Origin of the sequence: Ensifer sp. YR511, assembly GCF_900103045.1 — a bacterium.
In the GTDB taxonomy this organism is placed as follows: Bacteria; Pseudomonadota; Alphaproteobacteria; order Rhizobiales; family Rhizobiaceae; genus Ensifer; species Ensifer adhaerens.
This window is the reverse complement of sequence record NZ_FNGR01000005.1, coordinates 134,451-148,045: the sequence shown is the minus strand read 5'-3', so window position 1 is coordinate 148,045 and position 13,595 is coordinate 134,451. Positions and strand designations below refer to the sequence as shown.

General features: G+C 62.3%; 11 protein-coding genes. 6 read left to right on the top strand and 5 right to left on the bottom strand.

Going from position 1 to position 13,595, the window contains the following annotated elements; translation table 11 throughout:
* Positions 1-177 precede the first annotated feature (177 nt).
* Entirely contained in the window at positions 178-1,593 is a 1,416-nt protein-coding gene (gene sthA, locus BLU15_RS12160) for a Si-specific NAD(P)(+) transhydrogenase (RefSeq protein WP_034796590.1), read from the bottom strand.
* A gap of 257 nt (positions 1,594-1,850) precedes the next feature.
* Between sthA and BLU15_RS12155 the strand changes: the two genes are divergently transcribed.
* Positions 1,851-2,840: a magnesium and cobalt transport protein CorA gene (locus BLU15_RS12155; RefSeq protein ID WP_244546742.1), complete on the top strand. Its 990-nt coding sequence runs from the start codon at positions 1,851-1,853 to the stop codon at positions 2,838-2,840.
* A gap of 51 nt (positions 2,841-2,891) precedes the next feature.
* Positions 2,892-4,070, top strand: coding sequence for a zinc-binding metallopeptidase family protein (locus BLU15_RS12150; protein WP_090295611.1), 1,179 nt, complete (start codon positions 2,892-2,894; stop codon positions 4,068-4,070).
* 84 nt (positions 4,071-4,154) lie between these two features.
* Here BLU15_RS12150 and radC read toward each other — a convergent pair whose 3' ends face one another.
* The 4 genes from radC to phaC are packed head-to-tail and all read right to left on the bottom strand — an operon-like array spanning position 4,155 to position 8,387.
* Positions 4,155-4,943, bottom strand: coding sequence for a RadC family protein (radC, locus tag BLU15_RS12145; protein ID WP_034796585.1), 789 nt, complete (start codon positions 4,941-4,943; stop codon positions 4,155-4,157).
* Positions 4,940-5,779: a type I methionyl aminopeptidase gene (map, locus tag BLU15_RS12140; protein WP_034796583.1), complete on the bottom strand. Its 840-nt coding sequence runs from the start codon at positions 5,777-5,779 to the stop codon at positions 4,940-4,942. Before map ends, radC begins: the two co-directional genes overlap by 4 nt.
* Before the next feature lie 30 nt (positions 5,780-5,809).
* The gene (gene sfsA / locus BLU15_RS12135; RefSeq protein ID WP_034796581.1) at positions 5,810-6,529 is read right to left on the bottom strand and encodes a DNA/RNA nuclease SfsA; all 720 of its coding nucleotides are present in this window, start codon (positions 6,527-6,529) and stop codon (positions 5,810-5,812) included.
* A 19-nt stretch (positions 6,530-6,548) separates the two neighbouring features.
* Complete coding sequence (gene phaC, locus BLU15_RS12130; RefSeq protein WP_060517017.1) at positions 6,549-8,387, bottom strand: poly(3-hydroxyalkanoate) polymerase subunit PhaC; 1,839 nt, start codon at positions 8,385-8,387, stop codon at positions 6,549-6,551.
* A 109-nt stretch (positions 8,388-8,496) separates the two neighbouring features.
* Here phaC and BLU15_RS12125 point away from each other — a divergent pair, with 109 nt between their 5' ends.
* The 4 genes from BLU15_RS12125 to recJ all read left to right on the top strand — a co-directional run bounded on the left by BLU15_RS12125 (position 8,497) and on the right by recJ (position 13,595).
* Complete coding sequence (locus tag BLU15_RS12125; protein ID WP_089044642.1) at positions 8,497-8,805, top strand: hypothetical protein; 309 nt, start codon at positions 8,497-8,499, stop codon at positions 8,803-8,805.
* A 126-nt stretch (positions 8,806-8,931) separates the two neighbouring features.
* Positions 8,932-10,149: an LL-diaminopimelate aminotransferase gene (locus BLU15_RS12120; protein ID WP_034796568.1), complete on the top strand. Its 1,218-nt coding sequence runs from the start codon at positions 8,932-8,934 to the stop codon at positions 10,147-10,149.
* Between the two features lie 87 nt (positions 10,150-10,236).
* Positions 10,237-11,559 (top strand): homoserine dehydrogenase, encoded by a 1,323-nt coding sequence (locus BLU15_RS12115; protein WP_034796566.1) that lies wholly within the window; start codon positions 10,237-10,239, stop codon positions 11,557-11,559.
* A 233-nt stretch (positions 11,560-11,792) separates the two neighbouring features.
* On the top strand, positions 11,793-13,595 hold the full coding sequence (recJ, locus tag BLU15_RS12110) for a single-stranded-DNA-specific exonuclease RecJ (RefSeq protein ID WP_090295608.1): 1,803 nt from the start codon (positions 11,793-11,795) through the stop codon (positions 13,593-13,595).

The following is a 13,595-nucleotide window of genomic DNA, read 5'->3' as shown; positions in this document are numbered from 1 at the left end:
CTTGATCGGGAGAGGTGAAGCTAGCCGATTCGCCGGCGTCCTGCGCACTTCGGATGCGGTCTGCGGGATGGCAAACCCGGAGAGATCGGTTCGGCAACGCGGAACCAAAATCGTTGCCCTCTAGGCACGTGGCCGCCGCCGTCAGCGTTGACGGCGGTCAGCTCTGTCGCTGGATGCTTACGCTTTCGGCGCTTCCTGCTTGATCTCGCCCATACGGTTCCAGGCGTCGAGGCCGGCGATCTTGTAGGCCTCGGCCAGCGTCGGGTAGTTGAAGGTGTTTTCGACGAAGTACTCGACCGTGCCCTTGAGGTTCAGCACGGCCTGGCCGATATGCACTAGTTCTGTCGCGCCTTCGCCGATGATATGCACGCCGAGCAGGCGGCGGGTCTTCAGCGAGAAGATCATTTTCAACAGGCCGGAATCGAGCCCCATGATGTGGCCGCGCGAGGTCTCGCGGAAGCGGGCGATGCCGCATTCGTAGGGGATGCCGCGTTCCTTGACCTCTTCTTCCGAGAGACCGCAGGTGGAGATCTCAGGCACGGCGTAGATGCCGTAGGGGAAGTATTTCTGCGGCTCCATCGCGATCGCGCCGATGGCGACCCGGGCGGCGATGCGCCCCTGTTCCATCGAGGTTGAGGCGAGGCTCGGGAAGCCGACGACGTCGCCGGCGGCGTAGATGTTCGGGACGGAGGTCTGGAACGTCTCGGGATTGACCTTGAGGCGCCCTCGGTTGTCGGCTTCGAGCCCGGCTGCGGGCAGGTTCAGCGTATCGGTGGCGCCCATGCGGCCCGCGGCAAAGAGCACCATGTCGGTTGTGATCTTGCGGCCGTTGTCGAGCGTCAGCAGCACCTTACCATCGTCGAGCCGCTCCACCGTGTCGGCCTTCTGCCCGAGGTGCAACTTCATGTTGCGGTCACGCAACTGGTAGATGAAGTCTTCGACGATTTCCTTGTCGATGAAATCGAGCATCGTCGTCTTCGGATCGATCACCGTCACCTGGGTGTCGAGCGCGCTGAAGATCGTCGCGTATTCGATACCGACGACGCCGGCGCCGATCACCACCATGGAGCGCGGCAGGGTCTCGATATCGAGCAGTTCATCGCTGTCGAGCACAGTCTTGCCGTCGAACGGCATGTAATCCGGGCGGAAGGGCTTGGTACCGACGGCAAGCATGATGCTGGTGCCGGACACGAGCATGGTCTCGCCGTCGTCCTTGACGACTTCGAGCGTGGTCGGATTGACGAAGCTGGCTTTCCCGCGCATCTGCTGCACGCGGTTGCGCGCGAACTGATGTTCGAGAACCTCGACTTCATGATTGAGGGTGATGATCAGCCGCTGCCGGAGGTCATCGGCGCTGATCTCCTGCTTGACGCGATAGGAGCGCCCGTAAAAGCCGCGCTCGCGCCAGCCCGAAAGATTGAGCGCCGTTTCGCGCAGCGTCTTGGAGGGAATCGTACCGGTGTGAACCGAAACGCCGCCAACGCGTTTTCCCTGTTCGATGACGAGGACCTTCTTGCCGAGCTTGGCTGCCTGGATGGCGCCGCGGCGGCCGGCAGGTCCGCTTCCGACAACGATGAGATCGAACTGGTTCATAGGCGTTTCCGTTAGAAGGTGGAATCGTTGTGCGTTGCGAAAACTCTCGCTCGCAAGCCTCTATACCGTCAATGGCACGGTTTGATGAAGTGGTTTTCATAGCCGAAACAGTCGGATGAGAATATATAAGGGAGTGCGCGTATGCTTGGCTTCGTTACGACATGCGGAGCCCGTCGGTGTCGTATTTGCCTGGGAGGCTGACGATGGGATTGGAGCTGACGAACAGGGCTTTGCCACAGTCTGGCGCTGAGGGCGTCATGCCGCATTCGCAGCCGCAGCCGGGCGTCGTAGCGGCCGCGGTCTACGAGAACGGCGTTCGCGTCCGCGATATCCGCATCGAAGACGCAGGCAAGTGGCGCGGCCGCCCGGGCACAGTGATCTGGATCGGCCTGCATGAGCCCGATGCGGAACTGTTGCGGCAGATCCAGCAGGAATTCGATCTGCATGACCTGGCGATCGAGGACGCCTGCAAGGCGCACCAGCGGCCGAAACTGGAGATCTATGGCGACTCGATCTTCGTCGTCGCCCGCACCGCGCATATGGTTGGCGACGAGATCGCCTTCGGCGAGACGCATCTGTTCGTTGGGCGCGGTTACGTCATCTCGGTCCGGCACGGCGCGTCGACCTCCTACATGGCCGTGCGCCAACGCTGCGAAGCATCTCCTGCAGCCTTGGCCCACGGCGAAAACTACATCCTCTATTCGATCCTCGATTTCATCGTCGACAACTACATGCCGGTGATCGAGGCGATCCACGAAGAGGTCGAGGAACTGGAAGACCGGCTGCTGCGCGAGCGGCTGGTCAAGGGCGACATCGAACGCCTCTATCTGCTGCGGCGCAATCTCTTGCGCCTGCGAAACGCGGTCGTGCCGCTGGTCGACGTCTGCCGACGGCATGAGCACATCGATCTACCGGGCATGGATGCAGCACTGCAGCCGCTCTTCCGCGACGTTACGGACCACGTGCGCCGCGTTCAGGAGGATATCGACGCTTTGCGTGAGGTTCTTGCCTTCACCTTCGAGGCGAGCCTGATGGTCGGTCAATCCGAGCAGACGGAAATCTCGCGCAAGCTCGCGTCCTGGGCCGCGATCCTCGCGGTGCCAACGGCGATCGCCGGCATTTACGGCATGAACTTCGACGACATGCCGGAACTGAAGTTCCGCTACGGCTACTTCGTCGTCCTTGCAGTGATCATCGGTCTTTGCGGCACGCTCTACCGGTTCTTCCGCCGCGCGAAATGGCTTTAGGCCGGAGCACCGACCGGCAGACCTTACCAATTCCCGAACTCGGAGGATGTGGTGGCAACCCTTCTGCAAACGCTCGGCGACCTGATCGGTACGAACTGGAAACATCGCGAGGTACCCAAGCGGTACTCGCGCACCTTTGTGTGTCGCTGTGGCAGTCACGTGTTTTTCGGCAACATGTTTTGTAACAGCTGCCAGACGCCGCTCGGATATCTGCCAGGTGAAGATGCGTTGCTGCCGCTCGACCCCGGCCCACAGCCAGGTATCTGGGCCGCAGGCGAGGAACGGCCATTGCTGAAGTATTGCGGCAACCGTGACACGCCGGCGCAGTGCAACTGGATGCTGATGGCCAGCGAGCCGGGGGAACTTTGCATCGCCTGCCGGCTGAACCGGACAATTCCGAATCTCGATCGCGAGGACAATGCCCGCTACTGGGGTCTGCTTGAGGTGGCGAAGCGACGGCTCGTGTCGCAGTTGCTGGCACTCGGCTTGCCCGTGAAGTCCAAGGTCGACGAGGACGAGAAACACGGTCTGATGTTCGATTTCCTGCGTTCGCCACCGAGCGGGCCGCGCGTGCTGACCGGGCACGCCGACGGTTTGATTACGGTCAACATCGAGGAGGCGGATTCGGTCCAGCGCGAGAAGATGCGGCTCGAATTCTACGAGCCCTATCGGACGCTGCTGGGCCATCTTCGACATGAGGTCGGTCACTACTACTGGAACCGGCTCGTTTTCAACGGACCCTGGCTGGAGCCGTTTCGCACGCTGTTCGGCGATGAGCGGGCCGATTACGCGGCGGCATTGAAGGCGAACTATGACAATGGCGCACCCCCAGACTGGGCCGATCGGTACATCAGTTCCTATGCTTCCACACATCCCTGGGAAGACTGGGCCGAAACTTGGGCGCATTACCTGCATATGATCGATAGCCTGGGCACGGCACTCGGCTTTGGGCTCGATGCAGAGGATCTTGAAGCGATTGTCGAGCCATTCGAGCGCGACGCCTTGTATGCGCCCGACGACACCGGCGCCGACGGGTTTCTGTCGCTGTTGAACTCCTGGATCGAAATGACGATGGTGCTTAACGAGTTGGCGCGCAGCATGGGCCAGCCGGACTTCTACCCCTTCGTAATGTCGAAACCGTCAGTGGCGAAACTGCAGTTCGTGCATATGGTCGTCGAGGCTTCACGCTCGGCGGGGACGGAGTCTGTCGAAGCCGGCTTTTTGGGGTAAACGCCTTCGCCACTGTTTGCGGCAGGGCGGCGTCACCACCGGGCTGCTACCTCCGCCGCGCGAAACGGCTGGGTGCCAGCGCGCTCAGAACAGCCGCAGCCCTTTCAGGCTCACGTGGCCGTCCTTGCCGATGATGATGTGGTCGTGCACGGCGATCCCCAGCGGTTTCGCCGTTTCGACGATCAGCTTCGTCATGTCGATATCGGCGCGCGACGGGGTCGGATCGCCGGATGGATGGTTGTGGACCAGGATGATCGCGGTGGCCGAGAGTTCCAGCGCGCGCTTGACCACTTCACGCGGGTAGACCGGCGTGTGGTCGATCGTACCTTTCTGCTGCACCTCGTCGGCAATCAGCGTGTTGCGCTTGTCGAGGAACAGGATGCGGAACTGTTCCTTCGTCTCGTAGGCCATCGCCGCGTGGCAATAGTCGATGACGGCGCTCCAGGACGAGAGAAGCTGCTTCTGGCGAAGTTCGCTCTTCAGCGTGCGGTGACCAATTGTGGAGATCAGCTTGAGGTCGAGGGCGACGGCCTCGCCGATACCGCTCACCTCCTGCAACAGCGCGATCGGGGCGCCGAAGACACCGGCGAGCGTGCCGAAGCGCGCGAGCAGAGCCTTGGCGATCGGCTTGGTATCCTTGCGTGGGATCAGCCGAAACAGCAACATTTCCAGGATTTCGTAGTCGGCGAGTGCGGCATCGCCGCTTTCGCGGTAGCGCGCCCTGAGGCGATCGCGATGACCGTGATAGTGCGCCTCGAGTGCCGGCGCCTTCTTGGCGGCCGGCGAGTTATCTAACTGCAATTGCGGAAAAAACGTCCTCTCGTCCGCCGATGGCACAAAATCGCCGTCAGGGGAGATCGAGCGTTTCGTCATGCGGCGCCGAGCGTGCTGACGCCGGGCTTGAACAGGCCGGCGGGCGAAAGCGTGAAGATCTCGCAGCCATCGGCGGTGACGCCGACCGTGTGCTCGTATTGCGCCGACAGCGACCGGTCGCGGGTCACGGCGGTCCAGCCGTCCGAGAGCACCTTCACATGCGGGCGGCCGAGATTGATCATCGGCTCGATGGTGAAGATCATGCCCTCGCGCAGTTCCGGCCCTTCATTGGCGCGGCCGTAGTGCAGGATGTTCGGCGCGTCGTGGAAGAGCTTGCCGACGCCGTGGCCGCAGAAATCGCGCACGACGGAGCAGCGCTCCGCTTCGGCATAGACCTGGATCGCTTCACCGATGGCGCCGGTGCGGGCGCCGGGGCGCACGGCGGCTATGCCGCGCATCAGGCTCTCGTGGGTGACGTCGAGCAGTCGCTCGGCCGCGCGCTTGATCTCGCCGACCGGATACATCCGGCTCGAATCGCCATGCCAGCCATCGACGACGTAGGTGACGTCGATGTTGACGATATCGCCCTCGCGCAGCGGCTTGTCGTTCGGGATGCCGTGGCAGACGACGTGGTTGATCGAGGTGCAGGACGATTTCGTGTAGCCGCGATAGTTGAGCGTCGCCGGCAGCGCGCCATTGTCCATGCCGAACTCGAAGACGAACCGGTCGATCTCGTCGGTGGTGACGCCCGGCTGTACCCGCGAGACGAGCTCGTCCAGACAACGCGCAGTCACCTGGCAGGCCTTTCGCATGCCCTCGAAACCTTCCGGTCCATAGAGCCGGATTACGCCGGTGTTCTTGTAGGGCGCAGACCCTGCCTCGATGTAAGTCACCATTCGAAAGCTTTCAGTTGTTCCAGTCGGATTTCATAGAGCAGCGAGGGCCGCTTCGTCCACTGTCATCAATCCAGTTGGGCGGATTTGCGTTGGCGAAACCTGACATTTGACCGCATAGGCCTCAACCCCACGTGACATCGCGCGGTCGAATGCGCGCGCATAGGCGGGATCGAACTCGCGGCAGATCCTCAACCGGTCACAATCGTCGCGCTGCACGAGATAGATCATCACCGCGCGGTGACCGGCCTCAACCATATCACCGAGTTCGTCGAGATGTTTCGCCCCCCGCGTGGTCGGACTGTCAGGAAATTCGGAAAGACCGGGCGAGCGGCTGAAATGCACGTTCTTGACCTCGACATAGGCACGGCCGCGCTCGGGATCGCTGAGGAGAATGTCGATGCGCGAGTTGCGTCCGTATTTCTGCTCGCGTGCACTATGCTCATAGGTATGCAGGTCGGAAACGAGCCCCAGCCGGATGGCTTCTTCCGCAAGCCGGTTGGGCAGGCCGGTATTGATGCCGACCATCGTTCCGTCGGCTTCGACGATTTCCAGCATCTGGCGGTACTTCCGCGTCGGGCTGTCGTGTTCTGACATCCAGATGCGTGAACCGGGTGTCGTCAGCCCGCGCATCGATCCCGTGTTGGGGCAGGATCCGGTCATGGCCGTGCCATCAGGCAACAGGGCGTCGAAGAGAAAGCGCTTGTAGCGCTGCACAAGGGTTGCGGTCGTCAGCGGAGGATCGAAGATCAAGGCAGGTCCTGCGAATGATTCAGGCGCGGGCGCGTACGTAGGAGCCCGGCGCTTCCTCGAGCGAGTTCAGCGGACCGCCCGGCTTGCGGGGCGCAACGCGTCGCTTGTCGAGTTTCTCGATCCATTGGTGCCAATGCGGCCACCAGGATCCCGGTGTTTCCTTGGCGGCCTTGAACCAATCGTCGAAGTCACCCGTGGGGGCGCCTCCGGTCCAGAACTGATACTTGCCCTTGTCCGGCGGATTGACGACGCCAGCAATGTGGCCCGAACCCGAGAGAACATAGGTGACCTTGCCGCCGAACGAAGCGCTGCCGAGAAATACAGAGCGCGGCGGGGCGATGTGGTCTTCCTTGGTCGCGAGATTGTAGATCGGGATCTTCACGTCGCCGAGCGATACCTGCTTGCCGGCAAGAACCATCTCGCCCTTCGAAAGCTTGTTATCGAGGTAGCAGTTGCGCAGATAGAAGGAATGGTTGGCGGCCGGCATCCGCGTCGAATCGGAGTTCCAGTAGAGCAGGTCGAAGGGCAGGGGTTCCTGGCCCTTGAGGTAGTTGTTGACGAAGTAGGGCCAGATCAGCTCCGAGGCGCGCAGCATGTTGAAGGCGGTCGCCATCTTCGAGCCGTCGAGATAGCCGGTCACGCTCATGTTCTGTTCGATCTGGCTTATCTGGTCCTCGTCGACGAAGACCTTGAGGTCGCCAGCGTGAGTGAAATCGACCTGCGTCGTGAACAGTGTCGCCGAGCGGATGCGATCGTCGCCCTCGGCCGCATGCAATGCGAGCGTCGCGGCAAGCAGGGTGCCGCCGACGCAATAGCCGATGGCGTTGACTTCCCGCTCACCGGTGGCCTGCTCGACGATATCGAGCGCAAAGCCGATGCCTTCGCGGGCATAGGCTTCCCAGTCCTTGGTCGCGTGCCGTTCGTCCGGGTTCACCCAGGAGATGACGAAGACCGTGTGTCCCTGATCGACCGCCCATTTGATGAAGGATTTCTGCGGGTTGAGATCGAGCACGTAGAATTTGTTGATCCAGGGCGGGCAGATCAGCAACGGCCGCTTCAGCACGGTTTCCGTCGTCGCCTCATATTGCAGCACCTGGCAGACGTCGCTCTGGGCAATGACCTTGCCCGGCGTCATCGCGATATTCTCGCCGATCGCAAACTTGCTGGTGTCGGTTTGCCGGAGCTTGAGGTCGCCGCGACCGGCGGCGATGTCCTCGGCAAACATCTGCATGCCCTTGACCAGATTGGCGCCGCTTGAGGCAACCGTCTCGCGGTAGAGCTGCGGATTGGTGGTGACGAAGTTGGTCGGAGACAGCGCGCTCGAAACCTGGCGAACGTAGAAAGCAGCCTTGTGTTTCGTGTGGTCGTCGAGCCCCTCGGCGTCTTCGACCATGCGTTCGGCCCAGTCCGACGTTACGAAATAGGCCTGGCGAATGAAGTCGAAGAACGGGTTCTTCACCCAGTCCTCGTCGGTAAATCTCTTGTCGTTGCGCTGGAGGCCGGCCGGCTCCGCCGTCTCTTCGCCGGACATCCGGTGCAGCGTGCGCGACCAGATCTCGAAGAAGCTGCCCATCAAGTGAGTCTGCGCTTCGAGCGTGCGGCGCGGATCGGAAAGCCAGTACTCCGAGACCTTGGACAGCGTCTTGACCATGTCGGTGACGGGTTCGGCGAAGGTATCGGACTTCTGGCCCGATTCCCGCGGCGCCAGCCAGGCGGAAGCCGCTTTGCCAAGCTGTTCCATGGCGCGGGCGAGGTTGACTGCGAGGCTTTCCGGATCCTTGACGATATAAGGTTCGACGGATTTGGGATCGAAGCCTGCGTAGCCGTCCTTGCCTTCCGCATTCCTCTCTGCTGTCACCCGGCGTCCTCCACAGCATCTTGTTTGTTTTGTATTTTTACATTCTGCCCGAAAATGATTACAAGGGCTAGCGCATCGTCGCGCCATCAAAATAGAGGTCGTCTCCAGTATGCTTGCCGTCGGAAAACAGCGTTCCATCACCTGGGTTGCCGGGATCGTTCTGCTAGGCACGCTTGCAGGCTGCAACAGCCAGGGGACCAACTTCGAGAACTATCCGTCGGTTTACGGCCAGAAGCCGGCCGCAACGACGCAGATGACCAACGATGAAGCGGCAAGCATGCAGGCGCGCCTGAGCTCTCTCGGCGCTGCACGCAAGTCCGGCGCGATCTCCGAAGCCGAGTATCAGCGTCGCCTGAAAGAAATGCGCGCGCTGGCCGAACAGCACGGCGCCGACACGCTGAAAGAGATCCAGAATTAGCGCTTGCCTTTCCGGTGATTTGGACGCAAAGCGTTCAATGGCCGCATGGACGGCCGTTCACCACAGCGCACGGTTTCGCAAAGGCTTGAGCCGCTGGCGGGAGCGTGCGCCAAACGAGGTTTGGAGATGGAAGAGTTTCACAAAGTCCGGCGTTTGCCGCCCTATGTTTTCGAACAGGTCAACCGTTTGAAAGCAAGCGCGCGAGCGGCCGGTGCTGACATCATCGACCTCGGCATGGGCAATCCGGATCTACCCACACCACAGTCGATTGTCGACAAGCTCTGCGAGGCCGTTCAGGACCCGCGCACGCATCGTTATTCGTCGTCGAAGGGCATTCCCGGGCTGCGTCGTGCCCAGGCCGCCTATTACGCCCGCCGCTTCGGCGTCAAGCTCAACCCGGATACCCAGGTCGTCGCTACCCTTGGCTCCAAGGAAGGCTTCGCCAACATGGCGCAGGCGATCACCGCACCTGGCGACGTCATTCTGTGCCCGAACCCCACCTATCCGATCCACGCCTTCGGCTTCCTGATGGCCGGCGGCGTCATCCGCTCGATCTCGGTCGAGCCGGACGAAACCTTCTTCGGACCGCTGGAACGCGCCGTTCGCCATTCAATCCCCAAGCCACTGGCGCTGATCCTCAACTATCCGTCGAACCCGACGGCGCAGGTTGCGACGCTCGACTTCTATAAGGACGTGATCGCCTTTGCGAAAAAGCACGACATCATCGTGCTTTCGGACCTTGCCTATTCGGAGATCTACTTCAACGACGCGCCGCCGCCGTCGGTGCTGGAAGTGCCGGGCGCGATCGACTGCACGGTCGAGTTCACCTCGATGTCGAAGACCTTCTCAATGCCGGGCTGGCGCATGGGCTTTGCCGTCGGCAACGAGCGGCTGATCGCAGCCCTGACACGCGTGAAATCCTACCTCGACTATGGCGCCTTCACGCCGATCCAGGTGGCCGCCACCCAGGCGCTGAACGGTGACGGCAGCGACATCGCCGAAGTGCGCAATATCTACAAGCGCCGCCGCGACGTCATGGTCGACAGCTTCGGCAAGGCCGGCTTCGAAGTGCCGCCGCCGGCAGCGACGATGTTTGCCTGGGCAAAGATCCCGGAGAAGTTCCGTCATCTGGGCTCGCTCGAATTCTCGAAGCTCCTCGTCGAGAAGGCGGATGTCGCGGTCGCTCCGGGCATCGGCTTCGGCGAACAGGGCGACGACTATGTGCGCCTCGCTCTCGTCGAGAACGAGCACCGCATCCGCCAGGCGGCGCGCAACATCAAGAAATTCCTGTCGACCGCCGACGAGACGATGCACAACGTCATCTCGCTCAACGCTCATAGGTAAGAAGTCGGGAGGCGGGCTTGACGCGCGCCTCCTTCCACACTGGCCCCGCTGTTCTCGCGGGCGCCCTCTACATGTTAGGAAATGGCTATGGCAGATGCCCTCAAAATCGGCATTGCGGGCTTGGGTACCGTCGGTGCCTCGCTCGTGCGAATCCTCCAGGATCGTCACGAGATGCTTGCGACAACGTGCGGACGGGCAATCGAGACCACGGCCGTAACGGCGCGCGACCGCAACAGGGACCGCGGCGTCGATCTTTCGAAGACCGCCTGGTTCGACGATGCCATTTCGCTTGCGCGTGACGCCGATATCGACGTTTTCGTCGAGCTGATGGGCGGTGCCGGCGATCCCGCCTATTCGGCCGTCAAGGCGGCGCTGCAGCGCGGCATTCATGTGGTGACCGCCAACAAGGCGCTGCTGGCTGCCCATGGCATCGAACTTGCAAAGATCGCCGAGGAGAAGGGCGCGCTGCTCAACTACGAAGCGGCTGTTGCCGGCGGTATCCCCGTCATCAAGGCGCTGCGCGAATCCATGACCGGCAATACGATCTCGCGCGTCTATGGGATCATGAACGGCACCTGCAACTACATCCTGACGAAGATGGAGAAGGAACAGCTTTCCTTCGAAGCCTGCCTCAAGGAGGCGCAGCGCCTCGGCTATGCCGAAGCCGATCCGGCCTTCGACATTGAGGGCAACGACACGGCGCACAAGCTGTCGATCCTGACGAGCCTTGCATTCGGTACGGCGATCGCTGCCGACGACATCTACCTCGAAGGCATCACCAATATCTCGATCGACGACATTCATGCAGCCGCCGATCTCGGTTACCGCATCAAGCTCCTCGGTGTCGCCCAGCGCACCGAAAGCGGCATCGAGCAGCGCGTCCACCCGACGATGGTGCCTTACGATTCCGTCATCGCCCAGGTCGATGGCGTGACCAATGCCGTTGCGATCGAATCCGACATTCTCGGCGAGCTCCTGATGGTCGGCCCGGGTGCCGGCGGCAACGCGACGGCGTCGGCCGTGCTCGGCGATATCGCCGACATTGCCAAGAGCCGCCCGGGCGCCCAGCACGTTCCGGCCTTCGGCCGTCCGACCAATGCGCTGCTGCCCTATAAGCGCGCGCAGATCCAGAGCCACGAGGGCGGCTACTTCATCCGCCTGAAGGTCGTTGACCGCACCGGCGTCTTCGCCAGCATCGCGACCCGCATGGCCGACAACGGCATCTCGCTGGAATCGATCATGCAGCATTCCAAGCATCTGATGGACACGGGCGAGCCGCAGACGATCATCTTGGTCACGCACGCGACATCGGAGCACTCCGTTCGCGATGCGATCAAGGCGATCAAGGGCGAGGGCTACCTCGTCGGCGAGCCGCAGGTCATTCGCATCGAACGCCCGAAGGCAAACTGACGGCGAAGGACCTCGGGCCGTTCGGCATGACGGTGCGCAGTGCCGTTTGTGGCCAACAAATTAGAAGCCTCGCCGCGCAAGCAAGCCGGCGAGGCTTCTTTTTTGGGAATTGGGCGCCTGCGGCGGCCCAACCCCCTACGAAACGTGGATCTCTGTGTATGCCGTTCCAAAAACGGTCACGATTTCCAGGGTTATGCGCTAAGAGGAATGAAGCGCCAAGCGGATGGACGAGCATGGAAGAATTGGTGGATCCGGTACAGCGGGCCTTTCTGAATGTCGAGCGGTCGGTCAGCGGCCAGCGATGGGTGTCGCGCCTCGACCAGGCGGGCCAGAACCGCGCGCTCGCCATTAGCCAGGTTCACGGCTACTCCGATCTGCTCGGTCGCGTCCTTGCCGGCCGCGGCGTCGTACTCGACGATGCCGCAAGCTTCCTTGATCCGACGCTTCGCTCGCTTATGCCGGACCCGGACACGCTTACCGATTGCCGCAAGGCTGCAGAGCGTCTGGCGGCCGCCATCAAGCGCCGTGAAAAGACGGTGATCTTCGGTGACTATGACGTCGACGGTGCCGCGTCTTCGGCTTTGATGGCGCGTTTCCTGCGCCATTTCGGCGTCGACGCGGAAATCTACATTCCCGATCGGATCTTCGAGGGCTATGGCCCGAACCCGACGGCAATCGAGCAGCTGATCGACAAGGGCGCCGATCTCATCGTCACCGTCGACTGCGGCTCGACCAGCCATGAGGCGCTCGCCGTTGCCGATAAACGCGGCGTCGATGTCGTCGTCATCGACCACCATCAGGTCGGCTCGGCGCTGCCGCCCTGCCATGCGCTCGTCAATCCCAATCGGGAGGACGATCTTTCGGGGCAGGGGCATCTTTGTGCTGCCGGTGTCGTTTATCTGGTTCTCGTCAATACCTTGCGCGTTTTGCGCAACGCCGGCGACAGCCGCGTTTCTTCGTTCGACCTGCTGTCCCAGCTCGATCTGGTGGCTCTGGCGACGGTCTGTGACGTGGTGCCGCTCAAAGGGCTCAACCGCGCCTATGTCGTCAAGGGACTGATCGCGGCGCGTCACATGGGCAATGTCGGGCTTTCGGCACTGCTGCGGAAAGCTGCGATCGGCGGCCCCGTCACGCCCTATCACCTGGGCTTTCTCGTCGGCCCGAGAATCAATGCCGGCGGACGCATTGGCGATGCGGCGCTCGGCAGCCGCCTGCTGGCGATGGAGGATGCGGCCGAGGCGGAGAAGATCGCCGCGCAGCTCGATGAGCTCAACCGCGAGCGGCAGGCGATGGAAGCCGTCATGTTGGCCGAGGCGGAAGCTGAGGTTCTGGCCGAATACGGCACGGGCGAGGGCGCTTCGGTGATCGTTACCGCGCGCGAAAACTGGCACCCGGGCATCGTCGGACTGCTCGCCGCCCGCATCAAGGAAAAATTCCGACGACCGACTTTTGCCATCGCCTTTGATCCGAACGGACGCGGCACCGGTTCGGGCCGCTCGATCAATGGCTTCGACATGGGCAAGATGGTTCGGGCCGCCGTCGATGGTGGCCTGCTGGTAAAGGGCGGTGGCCATGCCATGGCTGCCGGTCTCACCGTCGAGCGCGCGAAACTCGGCAAGCTCAGGCAGTTTTTCGAGGGACGTGCGGAAGCGGCGGTGCGCGAACTCGTCGCCATCCAGACGCTCAAGGTGGACGGCGCGCTTGCAGCCTCCGGCGCGACCCTGGAACTCATCGATCTCCTGGAGCAGGCCGGCCCCTACGGCTCGGCCCACCCGCAGCCGGTCTTCGCCTTCCCGCAGCATCGCCTGCGCGACAGCAGGCAGGTCGGCGCCAACCACATCAAGGTGACGCTGGAGGGGCAGGACGGCAGCCGCCTTGACGGTATTGCTTTCCGGGCGACCGAGACACCGCTCGGCGACTTCCTGCTGTCGAGCCGCGGAACATCCATCCACGTCGCGGGATCGGTGTCCGCCGATCTGTGGCAGGGCCAGCGACGGGTACAGCTGCGCGTCACGGACGCGGCAAAGGCGCTGTAG

Coding starts and splice junctions, on each gene's coding strand:
- sthA (WP_034796590.1), bottom strand. CDS start 1,593: ATGAACCAGTTCGATCTCATCGTTGTCGGAAGCGGACCTGCCGGCCGC.
- BLU15_RS12155 (WP_244546742.1), top strand. CDS start 1,851: ATGCCGCATTCGCAGCCGCAGCCGGGCGTCGTAGCGGCCGCGGTCTAC.
- radC (WP_034796585.1), bottom strand. CDS start 4,943: ATGACGAAACGCTCGATCTCCCCTGACGGCGATTTTGTGCCATCGGCG.
- map (WP_034796583.1), bottom strand. CDS start 5,779: ATGGTGACTTACATCGAGGCAGGGTCTGCGCCCTACAAGAACACCGGC.
- BLU15_RS12125 (WP_089044642.1), top strand. CDS start 8,497: ATGCTTGCCGTCGGAAAACAGCGTTCCATCACCTGGGTTGCCGGGATC.
- BLU15_RS12120 (WP_034796568.1), top strand. CDS start 8,932: ATGGAAGAGTTTCACAAAGTCCGGCGTTTGCCGCCCTATGTTTTCGAA.
- BLU15_RS12115 (WP_034796566.1), top strand. CDS start 10,237: ATGGCAGATGCCCTCAAAATCGGCATTGCGGGCTTGGGTACCGTCGGT.
- recJ (WP_090295608.1), top strand. CDS start 11,793: ATGGAAGAATTGGTGGATCCGGTACAGCGGGCCTTTCTGAATGTCGAG.